Genomic DNA, 21,458 nt, shown 5'->3' with positions numbered 1-21,458 from the left:
ACCATGGGCAGTTCTCTTCCCGCTCGGCTGATCGCGGCGACGGCGGGTCTGGCCATGACGGCCGTCGCGCTCGTCGCCACCGCGCCCGCCGCGATCGCGGCGCCACAGCACGGCATCGGACACTCGGTCTCGCCCGCACAGCCGTACAAGGGCAACCCCGACACCAGCGACTGGCTCGGCTCCTACGTCGTGGGCGGCCAGCACGTGTGGTGCGTCAGCTACGCCTATCTGGCGCCGGACACCGACGAGCAATACCAGCCCGGTGAGCCGCTGAAGACCAAGTGGGGCACCGAACTCGCGCCGACCGTGGCCGCCGACATCTCCTACCTGCTGCTGCGCTACACCAGCACGACGAGCGCCGACGAGGCCGCCGCGCTGGCCCACCTGCTGCACTCGTGGACGGCCGCGCCGCAGACGCCCGACCAGCTCGCGCCCACCAACACCTTCCGCACGATCGCCTACGACGAGGCGGGCCACTTCGCCAAACTGCCCGCGTCGGCGAAGGCCGCGGTCGACAAGCTCAAGGCCGACGCCACGGCCAACCACGGCCCATGGACGGTCAAGATCACCAAGCCGACCAAGCCGCAGATCATCGACACCCCCGACGCGTGGACCGTCCAGGTCAACAACGCCGCGGGCAAGGGCGTCGCGGGCGTCGCGGTCGCGCTGACGCTGACCGACGCCACCGCCGAAGGCCGCCCGACGCTGACGGTGACCACCCCGGTCGACGGCGGACCCGCGACGGTCAACGTGACGCCGACCGGCCCGAACCCGAAGCTCGCGGTGTCGCTGGCCAGCCCGGCCGACCGCCCCGTCGTGCGGTCCGCGGTGCAGGTCGACACCCAGCGTGTCGTCAGCACCGGCGGCGAGAAGACCCTGACCGGCGCCGAGGCCACGACCGCGGTCACCGCGCCGGGGGCGGTGTCGGTGGCGAAGATCGACGAGAAGACCGGCGCCGGGATCGCCGGGGTGTCGCTGCGGATCACCGGGGCCGACAAGGTCGCGCCCGCGGTCGGCCAGGACGGCAAGCCGCTGGTCGGCGCCGACGGCAAGCCCACGGTGGTCGTGACCGGCGCCGACGGGACCGTGAAGGTGCCCGACCTGAAGACCCCGCAGGACATCTGCGTCATCGAGGTCGCCGCGCCCGCCGGGTACGAGCAGGCCTTCGACCCGGCCGCGCCGCCGTCGGCGTGCGGGACGGTGAAGCCGGGGGAGACCTTGGCGCTCAAGCTGGTCAACAAGCCGAACGTGCCGACGGTGCCCAAGACGATCCCGGCCGGTGACGGCCCCGCGGTCGCGACGGCCGCGGTGGCGAGTTCCGGCCCGTCGACCGGCCTGCTCGTCGGCCTCGGCGCGCTGGTGCTGCTGGTGGCGGGCGGCTCGTTCGCCGTGGCGCGGCGCCGGATGCCGAAGCTCGTGGTCGGTCGCGGGATGCGCAAGGACTGGGAGCGCTGACGGGAATGCCTCGGCCCCTCCCGATGGCCGCGGCGGCCGCGGTGGTGCTGACCGCGGTCGCGGCGGTGACCTTCGGCGGGCCGGTGGTGGTCTCCGGCCAAGCCGCCGCGGCCGGTGACCCGCCGCAGTCCGCGCTCGACGTGGCCGGTGCGGTGGTGCCCGTGGCGGCGCCACCCACTCAGGCTCCGCCGCCCTCCACCACTGTTGCTCCGCCGCCCTCGTCCGCGCCGACCGTGGCCCCGCCGAAGCCCGTCGCCGCGCAGAGCCCCGGCACGGTCCGACTGGCCCGCGGCGGCCAGGCCACGCTCGTCCGGCGCGAACTCGGCCCCGACGCGAGCCTGCCCGTCCCCGACAGCCTGTCCGAGGCGACCTGGTGGGGCGCAGCCCTCGACGCGGGCAAGGGCGCCACGGTCCTCGCGGGCCACGTCAACTGGCGTGGGCGCACGGGCCCGTTCGCCGAGCTGTGGGAGTCCAAGATCGGTGACGTCACGTCCATTGTGGACCCGGCGGGGAAGTCATGGCGCTTCCGCGTCGAACGGGTGGAGACGGTGGCCAAGAACGACCTGCCCGCCCGCGCCGAGGAGTTCTTCGGCCAGACCGGCACCCACCGCCTGGTCCTGGTGACCTGCGGCGGCCGCTGGGTCGGCGGCTCCTCCGGCTACGAGTCGAACCGCGTGGTGATCGCGGTTCCCGCCTGACCCGCGGGGGCGCGGCCGAGCCACGCCCCCGGCGGTGTGTCAGGCGACCTGGCGTGCGGCCACCGCGTGCAGGTGCACGGGGAGGGTGCGGTGGCCGTTCATGATGAACGTGGGCATCGGGACCAGTTCGTCGCGGTCCACGGCCAGGCTCAGGTCGGGGAAGCGCTCGAACAGGGTCGACAGGCCGATGTTGGCGACCAGCCTGGCGATGCCCGCGCCGAGGCAGTAGTGCGGGCCGTGGCCGAACGACAGGTTCTCCTTGCTCTCCCGCTGGATGTCGAAGTCCTCCGGGCACTCGGCGTGCAGGGCGGGGTCGCGGCCGACGGCGGCGTAGTTGATCAGGATCGGGTCGCCCTTGGGGATGGTGAGGCCGTCCAACTCGATGTCCTCGGCCGCGTAGCGCAGGGGCAGGCTGGCCAGCGGGGACTGGACGCGCAGGATCTCGTCGATGACGTCGTCCCACGAGTTCTGGCCGGACAGCACCAGTTCCAGCTGCTCGGGGTGGGTGAGCAGCTCGGTGACGGCGTTGTCGAAGAAGTTGATCGTGGTCTCCGAGCCCGCGCCGAGGATGGCGAAGATCGTGTCCGCGAGTTCCTGCTCGGTGAGCCGCGACCCGTCCTCGTCGCGCGCGGCGATGAGGTCGCTGGTGATGTCCTCGCCGGGGTTGGCCCGCTTCTCGGCGATCAGGTCGGCCATGGCGCCGCGCCAGCCCAGCAGGATGCTCTGCGCGACCTCGGGGGTGACCGTGGTGTCGACCATCATGTCGATCACCTTCGCCGTCGCGGCCCGCTGCTGCTCACCCATCCCGATCAGCTCGGCGACGAGCATGCCGGGCAGCGGGTAGCAGAACCGCTCCTTGAGGTCGACGACCTCGCCCTGCGGGGTGGCGGCCAGGCCGTCGAGCAGCATGTTGGTGAGGCCCACGACAAGCGGCCGCACGGCCTCGGTCCGGCGCGGGGTGAACGCCTTGCCGATGAGCCTGCGCAGCCGCAGGTGGTCCTTGCCGAACGACGTCGACACGTTGTCCATGGCGACCCAGCTGATCATCTCCCAGCTGGGGTTGAGTTCGCCGTTGTAGAAGGCGGGCCAGTGGTTGCGCGCGCTCTTGGTCACCTTCGGGTTGGACAGCATGTCCTTGATGACGGCGTGGCTGGTCACCGACCAGACCACGACGCCGCCGGGAAGCTCGACCTGGGTGGCCGGACCGAGCGCCCGCAGCGCGGCTGCCTCGGCGTGGATATTCCGACCAGTGGTATCCAGTGCGGGACAGCGTTTCTCCATCGGAAGGCTCCTAAGACGTCGATGGCGAAGTGTGATTACGCACCAGGCTAGGGTCCGAATAGGCCAGTCGTACTATCCCGTATTGCCGCGTCTTCCCGCCGCATTCTGGGAGAAGCGCATGCCGGAGGATGCACGGGCAGGCCCCGCACGTCATGGTCGGGAGAAAACCCCAGCGTGCGGAGGATTTTCGATGTCCGCGAACCAGGCAAGACTGACGTCGCTGACCGGCACCCGGTTCCTCGCCGTCATGACCGTTTTCCTCTACCACGCGATCCTGTACGGGGGTTTCTTCTCCTCCGCGGAGACCGCCGGCTTACTGGGCGCGGTCATCGCCCCCGGCGGATTCCCGTGTGTCGTCTTCTTCTTTGTGCTCAGCGGCTTTGTTCTGGCGTGGTCGGCTCGGGCCTCCGACACCGTGCCCGGCTTCTGGCGGCGGCGGTTGGTGAAGGTCTTCCCGAACCACCTGGTGACGACCGCGGCGGCGTTCCTGCTCGGGGCGCTTGTGCTGGGGACGGCCGTCGGATTCGGGTCGGTGGTCAACTTCGCGCTGCTGCACTCGTTCGTGCCGGACCTGTCGGTCGCGTTCCGGGGGAACCTGATCAGCTGGTCGCTGTCGTGCGAGCTGCTGTTCTATCTGTCGTTCCCGTTCGTGATGATGCTGGTGCGGCGGATTCCTGTGCGCGCGTTGTGGCTGACCGCTGGTGGGCTGGTGGCGGCGGTGTGGTTGATGCCTGCGCTGGCTGGGGTGATTCCGCCGCCTGCGGCGTTGGCTGCTCCGGGGGTGGTGCCGGGGTTGGAGTTGACCATCTGGCAGCACTGGTTCGTGGGGGTGTTCCCGCCGGTGCGGATGTTGGAGTTCGTGCTGGGGATGGTGCTCGCGCGCGTTGTGCAGTCGGGGTTGCGGTTGCCGTTGAGCGTTGGGGGGACTGTGGCGGTGGGCATCGCGTTCTATGCGTTGACGCCGTTCTTCCCCGGGGCGTTTCGGATCGCGGCTACGACGGTGGCGCCTATCGGGTTGATCCTGGTGGCCCTGGCGACGGCTGAGGTTGATGCGAAGCCGAGCGTGTTCTCCAGTCGGGTGATGGTGTTTCTGGGGGAGATCACGTTCGCGTTCTATCTGTTGCACTGGTTGGTGCTTGATTACGGGCATCGGCTGTTGGGGACGACGTGGAGTACTCCGGCCGCGCTTGGGATCCTGCTGCTGTTGGCCGGGGTCACTGTGTTGCTGTCCAGTGGGTTGTACTTCTTGGTGGAGCGGCCGTTGATGCGGCGGTTTGGGAGTTCCCGGCGGGCGGCTTTGGCGAAGGTCATTCCGATGCCTGCGAAGCCGCCGGTTCCGCCTGCGTCGATGCCTGATCGGCTCGCGGGCTGAGGGCTGGCCTACCGACGGGCCGGCCTACTGACGGGCCGGCCTACTGACGGGCCGGCCTGCTGACGGCTGGCCCTGGGGTGCGATCGCCCAGTTCCACCCGATGCCGCTCAGGCGCGGGGTGCGACTTGGTTGTTGTTGTCGCAGCTCAAGCCCTACGCAACCGCAGCCCCACAACGCGAACCACCCAAACAGGCACCCGCAGAGCAAGCAGGCTACCCAGAGCCCCCAGCACGCCCCCGAACGCAGCAAGGCCGCAGGACCGAAGTCCTGCGGCCTAGTCCGCGGTGATCAGCCGTTGAGCCCATCCCGGAACTGCCGAAGATCAGCAAAGTCCGAAAGATCAGGCACGGTCCACCCATCCAGGTCGTACTCACTCAAACACTGGTCGACGAACGCCTTGTACCCGTCGATCTGACCGTTGGCCAGTTGGGAACTGTAGAGCTCCACCCGCGTGGCCTCATGGTTGCCCGCGTAGTTCCGCTCGTACAGCTCATGCCGCCCACCGAACTCGGTGCCCACGGCGTCCCACAGCAACTTCATCACCTTGACCCGGTCAACCGCCTCGACCCCATTGGACCCGCGCACGTACTTGTCCAGATACGGCCGGATCTCGGGGTTCTTGAAGTCCTCCGCACTCGAGTTCAAGTAGATCAGCCCACTGGCGATGTCCTGCTCGATGATCTCCTTGACCCGCGGGTATCCGATCTGCATGAACCAGCGGTAGGCCATCCCGTAATCCGGATTCGGCAGCACCGCCCCATTCACCCACGGCACCGGATTGCGGGCAGCGGCATCCGAAAGCCCCCAGAACAGGTTGCGCCAAGCCAGAACCTCACCGATCCGGCTCTGCACCCCCCGGAAATCCTTCGTCCCCGTGATCTCCACAGCCTTCGCCAACAGCCCAGCGATGAACTCCAGCTTCACCGCCAGCCGCGTGCACCCATGGAACGTGAACCGCTCAGGGAAGCCAGACCGACCGGTGAACAGCTGCACCTTGCCGAGATGCCCGTAGATGAACACGTTCTCCCACGGGATCAACACCTTGTCCAGCACCAGGATCGTGTCGTTCTCATCCATCCGCGACGACAGCGGATAGTCGAACGGACTCCCCATCACCGCCGCCTGCGCCGTGTACGACGGACGACAGATCAGCTTCATCCCGGCCGCGCCCATCGGCACAGTCGCCACCAGGGCGAACTTCTTGTCCTTGATCGGCAGCCCGTAATGCGCGATGAAGTTGTAGTGCGTCAGCGCCGACCCAGTCGCCACGACCTTGGCGCCGCTGACGATAAGGCCCGCGTCGGTTTCCTTCTCCACGTGCACGAACACGTCCGCGACCTGGTCGGGCGGCAGGTTCCGGTCGACCGGGGGGTGCACGATCGCGTGGTTCCAGAACAGGACCTTCTCCTGCGACTCCTTGTACCAGCGGCGCGCGTTGTCGGCGAACGGCTCGTAGAACTCGGCGTTGGCGCCGAGGGTGCCCAGGAACGCGGCCTTGTAGTCGGGGGTGCGGCCCATCCAGCCGTAGCTGAGCCGCGACCACGCCGCGATCGCCTTCTGGTGGGCGACAAGGTCTTCGGCGCTGTGCGGCGTGGTGAAGAACCGGTGGGTGTAGCCGTCGCTGCCGGTGTCGGTCGGGCAGGTCAGCACGTCGCGGTGCGCGGGGTCGTGCAGCGCGTCGTAGAGGCGCGCGGTCATCCGGATCGGGTTGTGGAACGCCGGGTGCGTCGTGACGTCCTTGACGCGCTCGCCGTAGATGTAGATCTCGCGGTCGTCGCGCAGGCTTTCGACGTATTCGTCGCCGGTCAGCGGACGGGTCGTGTGGTCGGTCACCGGACTGTCCCTCTTTTCGCGGCCGCAGCGGGCAAACGGGCGTGCGCTGAGACTTCGATCCTGGCAGCCGGGCGCGGGTCAGCCTTCTCTGTTAATGCGGAACTCCATTACCGCGCAATGCCATTAAGCAGTACGGAAGGTGCCTGCCTGCTGACCTGGGTGAGACGGTTCTCCGTGGCGGCCGCATACCCGTGAACCGTAGGAGGACAAGGCCATGACCGAGATCCCGAGCAGGGAGGAGCTCGTCGCCCGGGCTACCGCCCTCGCTCCGCTGCTGCGCAAGCACGCGGGCTGGGCCGAGGACAACCGGCGCCTGCACGAGGACGTGGTGGAGGGGCTCCGCGAGGCCGGGTTCTTCAAGCTGCGCAGGCCCAAGCGCTACGGCGGCTACGAGGCCGACACCCGCACCCTGGTCGAGGTGGGCGCCGAGCTCGGCCGCGCCTGCGGCTCCACCGCGTGGGTGCTGGGCGTGTACTCGATCCCCGGCTGGATGGCCTGCCACTTCCCCGACCACGTGCAGGACGAGGTGTTCGACGACGCCGACACCCGGGTGTGCGGCACGCTGAGCCCGTCGGCGATGGCCGCGCCCGCCGAGGGTGGGGTCGTCGTCAACGGCAAGTGGCAGTTCATCTCCGGCGCCCACCACTCCACGTGGCAGGAGATCATCGCGATCTACGTGCCGCCGGAGGGCGAGCCGTACCCGATCATGGCCCTGGTGCCGATCAGCGACTTGCTGATCGTCGACGACTGGCACACCTTCGGCCTCAAGGGCACCGGCAGCGTCAGCACCGTCGCCAAGGACCTGTTCATCCCGCAGGACCGGGTGCTGCCGCTGCCCGCGGTCCTGCAGGGCCAGGGCGCCTCGCAGCGTAACGAGGCGGGCTCGATCTACCTCTCGCCGCTGATGCCGGTCGCCGCGGCGTCGTCGGTGGGCACGATCGTCGGCATCGGCAAGGGCGCGCGCGACGCGTTCCTGCACCGCCTGCCCAACCGCAAGATCACCTACACCGGCTACGAGAGCCAGCGGGACGCGCCCATCACCCACCTGCAGGTCGCCGACGCCACGATGAAGATCGACGCCGCCGAGTTCCACGCGCTGCGGCTCGCCGACCTCGTCGACGGCAAGGCCGCCTCCGGTGAGGAGTGGAAGCTGGAGGAGCGGGCCAGGGCGCGCGCCGACATGGGCCAGGTCATCAAGCTGACCAAGGAGGCCGTCGACATCCTGGCGACCGCCAGCGGCGGGTCGTCGATCTACACCGACATCCCGATCCAGCGCTTCTCCCGCGACATCCAGGCGGTCAACCTGCACGCGCTGATGCACCCCAACACCAACGCGGAGCTGTACGGCCGGGTGCTGTGCGGCCTCGAGCCCAACACCCTCTACATCTAGGGATTGTGATGACTCAGCTGACCGACGCAGACAAGGTCGCCATCGCCACGCTGACCCAGAAGGTCATCTCGTCGTGGGCCTACGCCGACGCCGAGACCTTCGCGGGCGTGTTCACCGAGGACGGCACGATGGTGCTGCCCGGCCTGTTCAAGAAGGGCAAGGCCGAGATCCAGGCGTACATGGAGAAGGCGTTCGCCGGTGTCTACAAGGGAACGCAGGTCACCGGCAAGCCGGTCGACATGCGCCCGCTGGGCCGCGACGCGGCGATCCTGCTGTCCCAGGGTGGTGTCCTGGACGCGGGCGAGTCCGAGGTCGCCGACTCGGCGGCCATCCGCGCGGCCTGGGTGGTCGTGAAGGTCGACGGCGAGTGGAAGCTGGCCGCCTACCAGAACAGCCCGCGCGATGCGGTCGAGGGCGTGAAGACGGAGAAGTCCGCCGCGTAACCCCCTTTCGACACTGATGCCCACCCCCGGACAAGGCGGGGGTGGGCATCAGCTGTCCTAAGAGGACTACGACACGGTCAGCGCCGCGTCGTCGACGGCGAAGGTCGTCTGCAGCGACGAGTCCTCCGGCCCTTGTAGGCCGACAGGTCATACGTCTTCTGGACGTACGACGTGCCCTTGTTCAGGTTCGACAGCGTGCCGAGGGTGCCCAGCACGGTGCCGGAGGAGCTGAGAACCTCCAGGGACGGAGGCGGGGATGGTCACCTGCTGGTACAGGTTCTCCGTCGACGTCCTTCCGTTGCCGCCGAAGGACGCCCACCAAGTGCCGCCGTGGGTGGGGCGGCTCGTGGTGTTGGTGATGACCCCGGAGGTGCTGCCGCTCCAGCCGGTGTTGCCGGACTCGAAGCCGGGGTTGGCCAGCAGCTGGGTGGGCTGCGACGTCGTGGTGATGGTCCACATGAACGCCGCGGTGCCGCTGCCGCCGCGGCCGTCGGTCACCGTGATCGTCACGTTCGAGGTCCCCGCGGTGGTGGGGGTGCCCGAGATCAGACCGTTGGCCGCGCCGATGGTCAGGCCCGCGGGCAGGCCCGCCGCGGCGTAGGTGAGCTGCTGCTGGAACCTTTCCGAGTAGCCGGACAGGATCCACGAACCCGGCGCGACGACGTCGGGCTTGATCCGGCCGTCGTCTGTCGGGCCGCGGCTGGAGAACGCCGTCACCTGCTGCGGGTTGCCGGTCTGCGAGTCGGACTTGATCGGCTCGGCCGGGTAGCGGTCCGGCCACCAGTCACCCCAGGTCGGGATGATGTTCTGGCCGCCGACGTCGCGGCACGACCGGTTGTTGAACGTCGCCTGCTCCTTCGCGGTCTGCGGAAGGTAGGTCAGCGACGCGTCACACGGCGACTGCAGCTTGCCGTTCTCCGAGGCGCCCACGGTCAGGACGTTCTTGCCCGTGGCGGGCGCGCCGATGGAATCGTTGTCGTTCACGCCGTCGCCTCGGCCGCGCGGCGCACCGCGGCGACGTCGACACCGCGCTCGGCGCGCACGGTGTAGATGCCCGCCTTGCCCTCGTCGATCTGGGCCTTGGCGTCCTTGGTGACCTTCCAGGCGGCCTGGAAGCGGCCGACCCAATGGACGCCCACGAGCTTGCCCGCGCGGTTCGCCTGGCCCGGGTTCATCCGGACCTTGAACGCGTTGTCGGGGATGTACTCGACGATCGTCGCGCCGATCGCGGTCAGCCCGGCCTTCCACTCCTCGCGGACGGGTCCGGCGAACTGGACGAGGTAGCTGCCGCGCTCGCTCGCCGCCAGGTACTTGGCGTCGAGGCCGAGCTTCGGCAGCGCACTCGGCAGGAACTCGCCGGTGACCAGGCGGATGGGGGACTCGGCGGTCGGCAGGGCCTGTGCGTGCACCAGGGCGACACTGACGGCGATGGCTTTAGCCCGCCGTCGGGATAACACACGTGCCATGAGGGTCCCTCAAGGTGTGCAGGGGTATTACCGATCCCTCGCCCGCTGGTGGACAGGTGCCCTCACGCCGTGCCACTGATCACCTGCGGTGGGTGAACCGGATGCCCGAATAACACCTGAGCGGAAAGGTCTGTACCTATCCCATCTGGTCATAACATCGCTGTGACCAGCGGTAACAGGTTCCCGATAATCGTGATTTAACAATAGGTGTCCGCTGGATGGAACGCCGCCTTGCGCCTAACGGGGCATCCCTTGCGAGCGCGGCGAGCCCGCCCCCCCCAAAGTTCGCCTGAGAGGCTGCCAAGCCCATCGGAGTTGGGCGACCTTGCACTCCTGGGCGCCGACGGCATCCACAACCCGGCCGAGATGCCGTTCCTGACGTCGACCCCGAGCCCCGTGAACGCCAACGCCAGCACCGCCGCCCGCCAGTGACCACGCCTGGGGCGACCAGCGGCTCAGGTTGCGCCAGTGCCCACCACCCGGTCCGTCCCGTTCGGTTGGTAGCCGAGCCGGCGGGAGACGACCCGGACGAGACCTCCCTGGTCACCCCCACCTCCCGGCCGCGCAGGACTTCGAGGTGTTCGCGGAGGGGCGTGTGGTGGGCCAGCAGAGCCTTGTTCGGGGGGCGTTGACTGTTGACCATCGGTTCGTGCTGACCAGGGCTGAGTGGGAACGGCACCGGACGGTGCCGGTCACCATCGAGGGCCTGGCGCCTTGCCTGCCTTTGCTGGGCTTGGGAACGGCTGCCTAGTCAGACGGTGGCATTGATATCGGCGGTGGCAAGACCCAACGACGTGCATGCCGCAAGCAGCTTGCGGTCTCCACCTGCCACAACGAGGTCATCGCTGCCCAACCGCGCCGCCGATGCGCAGTGCAGCGCGTCATAGCCACGTAGTGCGTAGGTGAGAGCCAGCTCGGCGGCATGGCCCACGAGGATGTCATCGACTTCGATGATCTCCATCTCGGACCACAGCCTGGTGAGCGTGCGCAGAGCCGTGCGGTGGGTACGGACGGTCAGTCTGTCCATGCGTAGCGCCTGTGCGAGCGCTGCCGCGGCTTCCACGTACAGCACCTTTGTCGAGGCGACCGCTTCGGCCTCGTCCCAAAGGCGGGCGCATCGGGCGCTGCTCGGCTCATCGACCAGCAAAGGGATCAGTGCGGACGTGTCGAAATAGACGATCAACGGCGCTGCTCAGCCACTAGGTCGCTGACCGTGCCTTTGGCGACCAACGGTTTGGGCGCGGGTCGTTTCGGGCGTTTCGCCTTGCGGACGATGCCCTCGGCAACCAGGCGCTCCAGCGTCGTGGGTGCTTCGGCCGGGACGATACGGGCGATCACCTGGCCGTGGTCGGTGATCGTCACCGTGCCTCCGGACTTGACCAGGGCCAGGTGGCGGCTGAGCCCGTCCCGCAGTGCACGTATGCCGACCTCCATGTCCGCTCCTTCCCTGTGGCCACAGGTTGCCCCTGCGATGTGGCCACAAGTCTAGCGGATCGAGAGGGTGTGGGCGAACGACGTGGCGGCGGCCCGCAGGACGAACCTGCGAGCCGCCGCCACGTCCGGTTTCAGGCCGCCTTGGCCTCGTCGGCCTTGGTGGTGACGGTGGCGATGAGGTCGGCCACGGTGGGGTCGTCCTCGAAGATGTCGCCGACGTCGATCAGGACGTCCAGTTCGTCCTCGATCCGCGACACCAGTCGGACCGCTGAGATCGATTCGCCGCCGAGTTCGAAGAAAGTGGCGTCTTCCTGTCCATCTTGGACAGACAGCACGTCCTTCCAGATCGCCTCGACCCGCACGCGGATGTTGCTCATCGACTACCTCCTGTCAGTTCCTTCTCAACGCAGGTCGACGTTCGCCGTGCGGGCGGCGTCGAGGAATTCGCCGCGGGCGAGGGCGCCAGCGACCGTCTCGATGTCGTCGGACATGTAGCGGTCGACCTCGAGGGTGGGGACCAGGGCGCGGATGGCGTCGTAGGCGGCCTTGCCCGCGGGGCTCAGGCCCGCGTACCGGCCGGACACGTCGACCGCCTGCGCCGCGGCCAGGTACTCGACCGCCAGGATGTAGTTGTTGTTCGACAGCACGCGCCGGGCGTTGCGGGCGGCGATGAGGCCCATGCTGACGACGTCCTGGTTGTCGCCGTTCGACGGGACGCTCTGGGTCGACGCGTTGCCGATGGTGCGGTTCTCCGCGACCAGCGCGGTCGCCGGGTACTGCGCGCCCGCGAAGCCGCTGTTGAGGCCCGGCTCGCCCGACGCGACGAGGAACTCCGGCAGGCCCGACAGGTAGCGGTTGAGCAGGCGGTTGGTGCGGCGCTCGGAGAACACGCCCAGCTGGGTGAGGGCGATGGTGGTGTAGTCCATGGCGAACGCGACCGGCTGGCCGTGGAAGTTCGCGCCGTGGAACACCTCCTTGCCCTCGAAGAACAGCGGGTTGTCGTTGGAGGAGTTCAGCTCGACGTCGACGGTGTTGGACACGAAGTACAGGGTGTCGCGGACCGCGCCGACGACCTGCGGGATGGCCCGCAGCGTGTACGCCTTCTGGATGTAGACGTCGGTGCGCGACACGTCGCCCTTGGCCTGCTCCTGCGCCTGGGTGCGCAGGGAGGCGTGCGAGACGGCCAGCGCGCTGCCGTCGAGCAGGGCGCGCATGTTGGCGGCGTTGTCGATCTGGCCCTTGTGCGGGCGGGCGATGTCGTGGCCCTCGGCCTGGAACGGGCTCAGCGAACCCTGGAGGGTCTCGACGACCAGCGCCGTCACGATCTCGGCCTGCCGGACCTGGTCGAGCGCCCGGCTGACGACCAGGCAGCCCAGGCCAGTCATGGCCGACGTGCCGTTGATCAGCGCCAGACCTTCCTTGAACTTCAGTTCCAGCGGCTTGATCCCGTGCTCGCGCAGCACGGGGCCGGTCTCGGTGCGGCGGCCGTTCTTCAGCACGTAGCCCTCGCCGATGATCGAGCTGGCGATGTGGGCGAGCGGGCCGAGGTCGCCGGACGCGCCAAGCGAGCCGATCTCCGGGATGGCCGGGGTGATCCCCAGGTTCAAGTACAGGGCGAGGCGCTCGAGCAGTTCCGGGCGCACCGCCGAGTAGCCCTTGGACAGCGCGTTGAGCCGGGCGGCGACGATGGCGCGGGCCTCGTCCTCGGCGAACACCGGGCCGACGCCCGCGCTGTGGCTGCGGACCAGGTTGGTCTGCAGCTCGGTCTCCTTGGCGGTGCCGACGAGCATGTAGATCATCTCGCCGTAGCCGGTCGTGACGCCGTAGACGGGGATGCCAGCCCGAACGGTGTCCTCGAACTGCTGCCTGCTGGCCGCGGCCCTGGTCAGCGCGGCGGGCGCCACCTTGACCGGCGCGCCGTCCTCGGCGATGCGGCGGATGTCGAGGATTTCGACGTTCTCGCCGTCGAAGTCAACGGACAGGTTGGTGTCAAGCAGTGTCACGATCTTCACCCCGTAAGGTTGCGGCGGTCAGGGAAACTCTGAGCGATTCGACCAATGTGGATAGTCCGGCTACTGTTGGTGTGGCTAGGAAATCGCGAAGCGGAACCTCGACACCGAACCGCTCGCGAACGCGTTCGAGCAGCACGGGGACCTGCAGCGACCGTCCACCCGCGGCGAAGAACGACTCGTCGGCGCCCGTGGGCTTCACGCCGGGGAACCCGGCCCACAGGGCGGCGACGGCGTTGCGCACCGGCGCATCGGGCGGACGTGCGGTACCGGTCGGCGCCGCTGCCGGTTCGGGCAGCCGCCGCCGGTCAACCTTCCCGCCGATACCGCGCGGGAGGCCGATCATGGTGTGGAACGACACCGGCGGCATCGCCTTGCCGAACCGGGCTTTCAGCGCCGACCGCCACGCCGCCGCCGACCCGATCGCCGCCCCGGACTCGTCGCGTCGCGGTACGACGTAGCCGATCAGCCTGCTGACCAGCCGGTCGGAGGTGGTGATGGCCACGACGGCGCACTCGGCGACCGTCTCGTGCGCGGACAGGGCGGCCTCGATGTCACTGAGCTCGACCCGCACCCCGTTGAACTTGATCTGGAAGTCCTTGCGCCCGCGGAACTCCAGCACCCCGTCCCGCCGCCGCGCCGCCAGATCCCCAGTCCGGTAACACCGCGCCTCGCCCCCGACCCCCACCTGGGCAACCCCCACCCGCCCTGGGGGGCGTCCCTGGGTCAGTCTATCGGCGGAGGTGGCGGATGAGGAGGGGTGCGGGAAAGCTGTGGATGGATTGGAGGTATGTGGATCGGCGCCGGACGAGACTGTGGACAGGTACGCGTCCAAAGTCGACAGAGGTGCGAAAGGAGTCTCGTCGGCGGCGTCGCCCAGGTAGCCCGAGGTCAAGTAAGGACTGCGGATGACCAGGTTGCCGGTGACACCCGCCGGGCAGGGCAATCCGCGGTCGTCGACCACCAGGACCTGCCGCCCCGGGATCGACCGCCCGATCGGCGCCGTGCCGTGCAGGTCTCCCGTGATCTCGTGCCACGTCGCCAGGATCGACTCGGTCGGACCGTAGAGGTTCACCAGCCGTGCCCACGGCAGGGTCCGCCGCAGCCCGTTCGCCAAGTCGGCCGGAAGAGCTTCGCCAGCCAACAAGACATGCGTCAGAGAGTCCAAAGAGGACGCGCGCGGTGTCAAGGCGGCAAGGACCTGCCGCGCGAAGCTGGGAACGGTCTGGAAAACAGTGATTCGCTGCTCGATCAGCCAGTCGACGATCTTCTCCGGGTTCGCCCGGATCCGGTCGGGCACCAGACACAGCGTCGCCCCGGCCACCAAGCCGGTGAACGTCTCCACCAGCGCCGCGTCATACCCGGGCGCCGCCCACTGCGCGACCCGAGCGCCCGGCCCGATCCGGAACTCCCGCGAGAACCACGTCACGAACTGCGCCAGCGTCGCGTGCGACTGCGGAATCCCCTTGGGCTTCCCCGTCGAACCAGACGTATAGGTCACGTACGCCCGCGCCCCGCGAGCGATGCGCACCGACGGCCGGGGCTCCTCATCGGGCTCCAACAGCGACACGTCCAGCGCCCAGCCGCCGTACTCGCCCAAATACCACTGGACCAGCTCGTCCTCGGCTGGGTCGCCGTCCACGACAAGACACACCGGCCGCAGATCGTCCAGCAGCGCCTTGCCGCGCTCGCCCGTGTCGCCCTGGCCGAGACACGCCACGTGCGCGCCCGCGTCCAGCACCCCGATCACCGACGCCACCTGCAAAGCGCTCGACGTCATGCGCACGACCACGGGATTGCCCGCGACCTCCTCGTCCTGCACGAGCGCTGCGGTGATGATCGCCGCCTGCTGCTCCAACTGCAGGTAGGTCGTGCTGGCATCACCGCAGGTCAGCGCCACGTCGTCGGGCCTGCGCAGCGCCTGGGTGTGGAACAGCGCGTTCGCGGGTCGGGCCGCTGGCGCGGCGGCGGTGATCTGGTCGGCGGCGCGCACCGACTCGGCCAGGCGGTCGTTGCCCTCCATCGGCAGCTCGACCAGCGGGCGGTCCGGGTCGCGCAGCGCCGCCACCAGCAGCACGTGGAACTGGCTGAGCAGCCGCTCGCCGCCGTCCTCGTCGAACATCGCGGAGCGGAACTCCAGTGCCCCGGACAGCTTGTACTCGCCGGTCCGCAACGTCAGCGTCAGGTCGGTCCGGGCGGCGCCGTTCTCCACGATGCGTGGCGACACGCCCGTGCCCGCCAGCGTCAGCTCGGTGCGCGGCTGGTCGTGGAACACGAACAGCGCGTCGCACAGCGGCAGCCGGTGCGGATCGCGCTCGGTCCTGGTCGCGGCGACCAGCTCGGCGAACGGCACGTCGGCGCGCGCCTGCGCCTCGGCGACCAGCGCGCCCGCCTTCCCGGCCAGTTCCCGCAGCGTCGGGCGGCCGGACAGGTCCAGCGGCAGCACCAGGATGTTCTGGAACGCGCCGACCACGCCGGTGAAGTCCGCGGGCCGCACCGACACCGGGCAGCCGACGGCCATCCGCTCGTCGCCGCCGTAGCGGCCGAGCAGCGCCTGGAACGCGGCCAGCAGCACCGCGAACGGTGGCACCCCGACCGAGGCGCACAGCTCGCCCAGCGGCCGGGTGATCTCCGGACCCCACTCGAACCGCAGCACCTCACCCTCGGGCGCGGCATACGCGGGACGCGCGCGGTCGACCGGCAGCGTCGGCGCGGGCGGAGGCGGGGTGAGCACGCCGGTCCACCAGCGCAGCCGGTCGGCGAAGTCCTCATCGGCGACCAGGTCGCGCTGCCCGCGGGCGAACGCGGCGTAGTCGGGCAGCGGGCGGGCGGGCTCGGTCTCCCCGCGCAGTGCCGCCGCGTAGCCGTCGGACAGCTCGCCGAGCACGATCGACACCGAGTCGTCGTCACACACCGCGCGGTGCAGCCGCAGCACGATCGCGTGGTCCCACTCGCCGAACCGGGCCACCGCCAGCCGCGCGAGCCTGCCGTCGGGCCGCAGCGGTGTTGCGGCGACCTCGCGCGCCCACTCCGCGACCGACTCCGGTTCGGCGCTGACGTCGATGAAGTGCATCGGGTCGCCGTCGTCGGCCACCGTCGGCACCGGCTTGCCCGCGACGTCGGTGAAGCTCGTGCGCAGGCCGGGGTGGCGGCGCACGACGGTGTCCCACGCCGACCGCAGCGCGTCGAGGTCGAGCTCGCCGGTCACCTGGTAGGCCAGGCAGACCGTCGCGGCGGCGGACTCGGCGTCGAGCTTCGCCAAGTACCACAACCCGTCCTGGATCGCGGAGGTCACCGAATGCGGCTTGGGGCTCACCGTTCTATCCTCCGGTCCGACGTGCGTGCGGGGCATCTCGTGTAGTGCGCAGGAATTCCTTGCCGCACAATGGAAATCGCCCCCGTTCGGCTGGACCGAACGGGGGCGATCACCGGTGGACTACGCGGCCTTCTTGTAGGTGGACCAGGTGTCCACCTTGCCGCCCACGATCGGGATCAGCGGCGGCGCGGGCGGGTTCTTCGCCGGGCCGCGCAGCGCGTTGAGCAGCACGCGCAGGACGAACGCGGGCTTCTGCAGCGACTCGGGCCGGTCGATCAGGCCCGCGGTGCGCATGTACTGCGCGGCGACCTTCTTGTCGCGGGTCGCGGCGATCTGGACCAGCTTGAGGAACTTCTGCGCCATCTTGACCTCGCGGGTGCGCTCACCCTCGACGCCGGGGAAGCTCAGGTCGATGATGTTGGTCATCTCCCAGGCCAGGTTGATGACGTTCTCGGCCAGGTCCTTGAAGTACTCCTGCGGGATGGGCGCCGCGCCGGAGTGCAGGTGGTTGCGGATGGTCAGCGCGGACAGCGCCGACACCGTCATGCCCTGCGCGTAGACCGGGTTGAAGCACGTCACCGCGTCGCCGACGACCAGCAGCCGCTCGGGGAAGCGGTCGAGCTTCTCGTAGCGGCGGCGCAGCGTCGTCGGGAACCGGAACGCGACCGGCTCGTCGAGCGGCTCGGCGTGCTGCAGCGTCTCCCAGATCTCCGGGGCGGCCAGCGTCTTGACGAAGTCGTAGAAGCCCTGCTGGTCGGTGGGCGGGTGGTCGCCGAGGATGCCGTAGGCGGTCAGCTCGACGCGGCCGCCGTCGGTCTTGGTGAAGATCGCGCCGCGGGGGAGCTTGGCGTTGGCGACCGGGTTGATCGACAGGTCGTGGCCGTAGGGGTCCTTGGTGAGGCGGTAGTGCTGGGTGACGTAGCCGAGGCCGACCTTCTTGCTCTCCTCCTCGACCTTGCCGTAGCCCAGCTCCTGCAGCCAGACCGGCGTGCGCGAGCCGCGGCCGGTGGCGTCGACGACGAGGTCGGCCTCGATGACCCGCTCGCGCTTCTGGCCGTGCGCCTGCACCTTGACGCCGGTGATCTTGGACTTGTCCGGCGTGGTGGTGAGGGTGAGGATGTCGTGCTCCTCGACGAACACGACGTTCGGCAGGGCCGCGGTGCGCCGCCGGATGTGCTTCTCCAGCATGGGGCGGCTGGCCGACACGCAGGTCAGGCCCGCTTCCTGCTGTTCGATGCGCACGCCGTTGAAGTACCAGCGGACGTTGCCGCAGAGGTCGCCGGTGGGCACGCCGTCGGCGAAGATCTCGTTGGTGATGCCCGGGTAGAACTCCTCCATGACGAGCTGGCCGCGGGCGAGCAGGCCGTTGATGTGCTTGCCCTGCGGGCAGTTCCGGCGGGCGCCCTCGACCCCGATGAGTTTGTCGCGGTCGACGATCTGGACCTCGTCGTAGGCGTCGGCGAGCACCCTGGCCGCGAACAGGCCCGCGATACTGCCGCCCAATACCACCGCGCGAGTTTTTGTAGCGTCGCTCACGGATCTCTCCTTGTTGATGTTCTCGTGCTCAGCCGATCGCTTGTCCACATCCCCGCGAACCATCCACAAGGGACGCCGCCCCCTGGCCCCACGCCTCCGCCGCCGATAGGCTGGCCAAGGGGACGCCCCCCAGGGAGGGCGGGGGCTGCTTGCTTGTGGTTCGGGCGGGGCGCGGGGCGGTTTTTGCTGGTGGACGGGCTTGTTGGGCGCCGTCCGGGGTGGGTCAGCCGTTCAGGGGGACGACGTTCTCCATGTCCTGCGCGGTGTAGGGGGCCACGTCGTTCCAGAACTCCACCCGGTGGCTGCTGCCGGGGATGTCGGCGGCCTTGCGCGCGGGGTTGAGGGCCCAGTGGTTGTAGGCGTCGAGCATCTTCTGGGCGTCCGAGGTCGCCTTGGTGAAGCGGTCGAACGGGTCCTGGCCGCGGGCCAGGACGTCGCCCATGGCCGAGACCATGGCGTCCTGGACGCCCGCGAAGTCGCCGAAGATGGCGCCCTCGGACAGGGGGACGCCGGTCTGGCCGGTTGAGGCCGGGTAGTCGAGCAGGTGGTCGTAGGTCAGGGCGTGGTACGGGTACTTCTCGAACCAGCCCTCGTCGCGCAGCAGGTCGTAGCTGGACTTGGTGATGGGGGCGAAGCTGTTGTCCTTGTGGCGCTGCGCGGTGTTCGCCGGGTTGTGGTACCACATCATGAACGCCAGCGCGCCCTCCTGGACATCCTCGTCGAGGTCGGCGCCCAGCCACATCGACGTGCCCGCCACCGCGTTGCCCACGTAGGGGGCCTTGTCGTTGTGCGGGAAGACGCCGACGTCCATGGTGAAGCCGCCCATCTTCGCGGCGTGGCCCATGTAGTTGACGTCGTTCGACGAGGAGATGCGGATCGCCACGTGGGCGTCGCGGTAGGCCTGGAGGGTGCCCGCCCAGTCGGGGTAGCCGCCGGTGTAGAGGTAGTGCCCGGCGCGGTGCAGGCCCTTCCACCAGTCGACCCAGGTCATCATCTCCTTGCCCGCCAGGTCGATGTTGGTGGCGCGGCCGTCGTGGCCGTTGCGGTTGTTGACGAAGTAGCCGCCCTGGGTGGCCACGGCCTGCTGCACGAACGTGCCGTGGTTCGACCAGGTGATCGCGTGCGACGGACCGTCGGTGAGCCGCTGCACCCGCTCGCAGACCTCGGTGACCTCGTCCCACGTCTGCGGCAGGTCGCTGACCCCGGCGCGGTCGAGCAGCTCGCGGTTGGCGAACAGCAGGCTCGTGGTGCCCACCGACGGCATCGAGTCCATGTCGCCGTTGACGGTGTAGTAGTCGCGGAAGGCCGGGTGGATGTCATCGAGGACGACGGGCTCGCCGAGGAACTCCGTGCGGTCGCCGACCGCCTTCGTCAGCGAGGTCCACAGTGGACGTCCGTCGGCGTCGACCGCGTCTCGCGCGACCTGGCTGGCGTAGAAGTAGTACTCGGCCAGCGCGGGCTTGCGGCCCTGCGCGGCCTCGTCGGCCACCTCGTGCGGAAAGCCGAAGAAGTTCATGCCCCGGACGTTGACGCGGTACTCCGGGTGCAGCTTGGAGAACTCCGCGGCCTGCGCGTGCCAGCGGTCCATCCAGCCAGGGAAGTTCAGGTCGGCTACCCAGACGTCGATGTCGATCCTGCTCGTCATTCGGTCTCCTCCTCCTGGGACCGCACGCCGGAGTACGCGGGTCACGTCGGGATTCATCGTTCCGCCCGTGTCACCGCGGTTGCATCTCCCCGCTTGCGGCGACAGCGCAACGGTGGAGATGTGCCGATGACCTGGGCGGAAGACGATGGACGACATGGGAAACGGCCGCGTCGTCTTCGACATCACCATGTCGCTCGACGGCTACATCACCGCCCCCGGCGACAGCCAGGCCGCCCCGCTCGGCGTGGGCGGCGACGTGCTGCACGACTGGATCGCGGCCGCGGGCGCCGCGGGCGACCCAGTCCTCAGTAGACTCTTCACCGAGTCCGGCGCGGTGATCGCGGGCAGGCGGACCTACGACAACTCCTCGGGCCCCGACGGCTGGGGCACCGGCCCCATCGGCGACGTCCCGGTCTTCGTGCTGACCAGCAGGCCGACCCCGCCGACCGGCGTGTTCACCTTCGTCACCGACGGCATCAAGAGCGCGCTGACCCAGGCGCGCGCCGTCGCGGGCGACAAGGACGTCTACATCATGGGCGGCGCCGACATCGCCCGTCAGTACCTCGCCGCGGGCCTCGTCGACGAGGTGCGGATCCACCACGTCCCCGCCGTGCTTTGCGGGGGTGTGCGGCTGTTCGAGGGACCCGTCGCGGGCGGGCTGGAGATCACCGACGTCAGCTCCGGCGCGGGCGTCACCCACATCACCTACCGAGTAACGGAGTCGCCCAAGCCATGAGCATCATCGACTCGGCGGGAATCGGCGAGCACTACGACGAGCGCTCGCCCATCGAGGACGAGATCCGCGACGGCCAGCTGCACATGTGGTACTGGTACGACCGCGACGACGACGCGCCGCTGCACGAGGCGCTGCACCGGATCAGCCGCAAGGTCACCGCCACCCTGGGCCTGCGCCCCGGCGAGCACCTGCTCGACGCGGGCTGCGGCCCCGGCGAGACGGCGATCTACGTGGCCAAGGAGTACGGCGCGCGCGTCACCGGGGTCAGCGTCAGCAACTTCGAGATCGACAAGGCCAACGAGCGCGCGGCCGCGGCGGGTGCCGAGGGCGTCAAGTTCGAGTACGGCGACTTCACCGGACTGTCCTATCCGGACAACACGTTCGACGCGGTGCTCGCGCTGGAGTCGCTGCAGAACGCCCCCGACGTCGGCCAGGTCCTCGCCGAGTTCTTCCGCGTGCTGCGCCCCGGCGGGCGCGTCACGTTCTCCGACTTCAGCTTGCGCAACAACGACGACCCCGAGCGGGTCGCGAAGTTCATGACGACGCTGAAGCTCACCGAGCTGCCGACGCTGGAGCGGTGGCTGGAGCTGAGCGCGGGCGCCGGGTTCACCGTCGAGGAGTTCACCCAGTGCGGGCCGCGGGTCTACGGCATGAAGGCCAAGTACCTGGAGGCCGCCATGACCCGGCGCACCGAGATCGCGGCCAAGTTCGGCGAGCAGACCGTCACCGACTTCTCCCGCATGAACATGGGCTTCTACGCGCCACGCAAGGACCAGATCGGCTACGTGATCGTCTCCGCCCGCAAGCCGCGCTAAGCACTTCCTGGGTGAAAGGACCCGCAACG

18 protein-coding genes are annotated in these 21,458 nt (G+C 69.2%); 7 read left to right on the top strand and 11 right to left on the bottom strand.

The genetic code is table 11. The features are described from left to right. Positions 1 to 3: 3 nt before the first annotated feature. Both ACSHT8_RS17290 and ACSHT8_RS17285 read left to right on the top strand, forming a co-directional pair. On the top strand, positions 4 to 1,455 hold the full coding sequence (locus ACSHT8_RS17290; RefSeq protein ID WP_436491844.1) for an MSCRAMM family protein: 1,452 nt from the start codon (positions 4 to 6) through the stop codon (positions 1,453 to 1,455). 5 nt (positions 1,456 to 1,460) lie between these two features. Then, positions 1,461 to 2,153: a class F sortase gene (locus tag ACSHT8_RS17285; protein WP_436491843.1), complete on the top strand. Its 693-nt coding sequence runs from the start codon at positions 1,461 to 1,463 to the stop codon at positions 2,151 to 2,153. 39 nt (positions 2,154 to 2,192) lie between these two features. On the opposite strand, the gene ACSHT8_RS17280 is transcribed toward ACSHT8_RS17285, so the two are convergent. After that, positions 2,193 to 3,434 carry a cytochrome P450 family protein gene (locus tag ACSHT8_RS17280; protein WP_436491842.1) on the bottom strand — a complete coding sequence of 414 codons (1,242 nt, stop codon included), beginning with the start codon at positions 3,432 to 3,434 and terminating at the stop codon, positions 2,193 to 2,195. A 190-nt stretch (positions 3,435 to 3,624) separates the two neighbouring features. Here ACSHT8_RS17280 and ACSHT8_RS17275 point away from each other — a divergent pair, with 190 nt between their 5' ends. Further along, a complete protein-coding gene (locus ACSHT8_RS17275) occupies positions 3,625 to 4,806 on the top strand; it encodes an acyltransferase family protein (protein WP_436491841.1) in 1,182 nt (393 codons plus the stop codon). A 288-nt stretch (positions 4,807 to 5,094) separates the two neighbouring features. Here the strand turns inward: ACSHT8_RS17275 and ACSHT8_RS17270 are convergent, their stop codons facing one another. After that, positions 5,095 to 6,639 (bottom strand): 4-hydroxyphenylacetate 3-hydroxylase family protein, encoded by a 1,545-nt coding sequence (locus ACSHT8_RS17270; RefSeq protein WP_436491840.1) that lies wholly within the window; start codon positions 6,637 to 6,639, stop codon positions 5,095 to 5,097. A 214-nt stretch (positions 6,640 to 6,853) separates the two neighbouring features. On the opposite strand from ACSHT8_RS17270, the gene ACSHT8_RS17265 reads away from it, so the two are divergent. Together ACSHT8_RS17265 and ACSHT8_RS17260 are read left to right on the top strand one after the other, a co-directional pair. Next, a complete protein-coding gene (locus tag ACSHT8_RS17265; protein WP_436491839.1) occupies positions 6,854 to 8,029 on the top strand; it encodes an acyl-CoA dehydrogenase family protein in 1,176 nt (391 codons plus the stop codon). Positions 8,030 to 8,037: 8 nt separating this feature from the next. Further along, positions 8,038 to 8,472 (top strand): SgcJ/EcaC family oxidoreductase, encoded by a 435-nt coding sequence (locus tag ACSHT8_RS17260; protein WP_436491838.1) that lies wholly within the window; start codon positions 8,038 to 8,040, stop codon positions 8,470 to 8,472. 147 nt (positions 8,473 to 8,619) lie between these two features. On the opposite strand, the gene ACSHT8_RS17255 is transcribed toward ACSHT8_RS17260, so the two are convergent. From ACSHT8_RS17255 to ACSHT8_RS17215, 9 genes are all read right to left on the bottom strand, one after another. Continuing rightward, positions 8,620 to 9,456 carry a putative Ig domain-containing protein gene (locus ACSHT8_RS17255; protein ID WP_436491837.1) on the bottom strand — a complete coding sequence of 279 codons (837 nt, stop codon included), beginning with the start codon at positions 9,454 to 9,456 and terminating at the stop codon, positions 8,620 to 8,622. Then, complete coding sequence (locus ACSHT8_RS17250; RefSeq protein ID WP_436491836.1) at positions 9,453 to 9,938, bottom strand: hypothetical protein; 486 nt, start codon at positions 9,936 to 9,938, stop codon at positions 9,453 to 9,455. The genes ACSHT8_RS17255 and ACSHT8_RS17250 overlap by 4 nt, the downstream gene beginning before the upstream one ends. A gap of 751 nt (positions 9,939 to 10,689) precedes the next feature. Then, positions 10,690 to 11,121, bottom strand: a complete 432-nt coding sequence (locus ACSHT8_RS17245) for a type II toxin-antitoxin system VapC family toxin (protein ID WP_436491835.1) — start codon at positions 11,119 to 11,121, stop codon at positions 10,690 to 10,692. Then, on the bottom strand, positions 11,118 to 11,372 hold the full coding sequence (locus ACSHT8_RS17240) for a type II toxin-antitoxin system Phd/YefM family antitoxin (protein ID WP_436491834.1): 255 nt from the start codon (positions 11,370 to 11,372) through the stop codon (positions 11,118 to 11,120). Before ACSHT8_RS17240 ends, ACSHT8_RS17245 begins: the two co-directional genes overlap by 4 nt. A gap of 131 nt (positions 11,373 to 11,503) precedes the next feature. Beyond that, entirely contained in the window at positions 11,504 to 11,749 is a 246-nt protein-coding gene (locus ACSHT8_RS17235) for a phosphopantetheine-binding protein (protein WP_436491833.1), read from the bottom strand. A 24-nt stretch (positions 11,750 to 11,773) separates the two neighbouring features. After that, a complete protein-coding gene (cmdF, locus tag ACSHT8_RS17230) occupies positions 11,774 to 13,375 on the bottom strand; it encodes a tyrosine 2,3-aminomutase (RefSeq protein WP_436491832.1) in 1,602 nt (533 codons plus the stop codon). Continuing rightward, positions 13,362 to 16,697 (bottom strand): non-ribosomal peptide synthetase, encoded by a 3,336-nt coding sequence (locus ACSHT8_RS17225; RefSeq protein WP_436491831.1) that lies wholly within the window; start codon positions 16,695 to 16,697, stop codon positions 13,362 to 13,364. Before ACSHT8_RS17225 ends, cmdF begins: the two co-directional genes overlap by 14 nt. 120 nt (positions 16,698 to 16,817) lie before the next feature. After that, on the bottom strand, positions 16,818 to 18,233 hold the full coding sequence (locus ACSHT8_RS17220; protein ID WP_436491830.1) for an FAD-dependent oxidoreductase: 1,416 nt from the start codon (positions 18,231 to 18,233) through the stop codon (positions 16,818 to 16,820). Positions 18,234 to 18,456: 223 nt separating this feature from the next. Continuing rightward, positions 18,457 to 19,878, bottom strand: coding sequence for an extracellular solute-binding protein (locus tag ACSHT8_RS17215; RefSeq protein ID WP_436491829.1), 1,422 nt, complete (start codon positions 19,876 to 19,878; stop codon positions 18,457 to 18,459). A 145-nt stretch (positions 19,879 to 20,023) separates the two neighbouring features. On the opposite strand from ACSHT8_RS17215, the gene ACSHT8_RS17210 reads away from it, so the two are divergent. Both ACSHT8_RS17210 and ACSHT8_RS17205 read left to right on the top strand, forming a co-directional pair. Further along, the gene (locus tag ACSHT8_RS17210; RefSeq protein ID WP_436491828.1) at positions 20,024 to 20,614 is read left to right on the top strand and encodes a dihydrofolate reductase family protein; all 591 of its coding nucleotides are present in this window, start codon (positions 20,024 to 20,026) and stop codon (positions 20,612 to 20,614) included. After that, entirely contained in the window at positions 20,611 to 21,429 is an 819-nt protein-coding gene (locus tag ACSHT8_RS17205) for a class I SAM-dependent methyltransferase (RefSeq protein WP_436491827.1), read from the top strand. The genes ACSHT8_RS17210 and ACSHT8_RS17205 overlap by 4 nt, the downstream gene beginning before the upstream one ends. The last annotated feature ends 29 nt before the right edge of the window (positions 21,430 to 21,458 follow it).

It is taken from the genome of Actinokineospora sp. HUAS TT18 (assembly GCF_051364635.1).
Lineage (GTDB): Bacteria > Actinomycetota > Actinomycetes > Mycobacteriales > Pseudonocardiaceae > Actinokineospora.
This window is presented reverse-complemented; position numbering and strand designations above follow the sequence as displayed.

Coding starts and splice junctions, on each gene's coding strand:
- ACSHT8_RS17265 (WP_436491839.1), top strand. CDS start 6,854: ATGACCGAGATCCCGAGCAGGGAGGAGCTCGTCGCCCGGGCTACCGCC.
- ACSHT8_RS17285 (WP_436491843.1), top strand. CDS start 1,461: ATGCCTCGGCCCCTCCCGATGGCCGCGGCGGCCGCGGTGGTGCTGACC.
- ACSHT8_RS17290 (WP_436491844.1), top strand. CDS start 4: ATGGGCAGTTCTCTTCCCGCTCGGCTGATCGCGGCGACGGCGGGTCTG.
- ACSHT8_RS17250 (WP_436491836.1), bottom strand. CDS start 9,938: ATGGCACGTGTGTTATCCCGACGGCGGGCTAAAGCCATCGCCGTCAGT.
- ACSHT8_RS17280 (WP_436491842.1), bottom strand. CDS start 3,434: ATGGAGAAACGCTGTCCCGCACTGGATACCACTGGTCGGAATATCCAC.
- ACSHT8_RS17235 (WP_436491833.1), bottom strand. CDS start 11,749: ATGAGCAACATCCGCGTGCGGGTCGAGGCGATCTGGAAGGACGTGCTG.
- ACSHT8_RS17240 (WP_436491834.1), bottom strand. CDS start 11,372: ATGGAGGTCGGCATACGTGCACTGCGGGACGGGCTCAGCCGCCACCTG.
- ACSHT8_RS17210 (WP_436491828.1), top strand. CDS start 20,024: ATGGACGACATGGGAAACGGCCGCGTCGTCTTCGACATCACCATGTCG.
- ACSHT8_RS17215 (WP_436491829.1), bottom strand. CDS start 19,878: ATGACGAGCAGGATCGACATCGACGTCTGGGTAGCCGACCTGAACTTC.
- ACSHT8_RS17275 (WP_436491841.1), top strand. CDS start 3,625: ATGTCCGCGAACCAGGCAAGACTGACGTCGCTGACCGGCACCCGGTTC.
- ACSHT8_RS17205 (WP_436491827.1), top strand. CDS start 20,611: ATGAGCATCATCGACTCGGCGGGAATCGGCGAGCACTACGACGAGCGC.
- ACSHT8_RS17260 (WP_436491838.1), top strand. CDS start 8,038: ATGACTCAGCTGACCGACGCAGACAAGGTCGCCATCGCCACGCTGACC.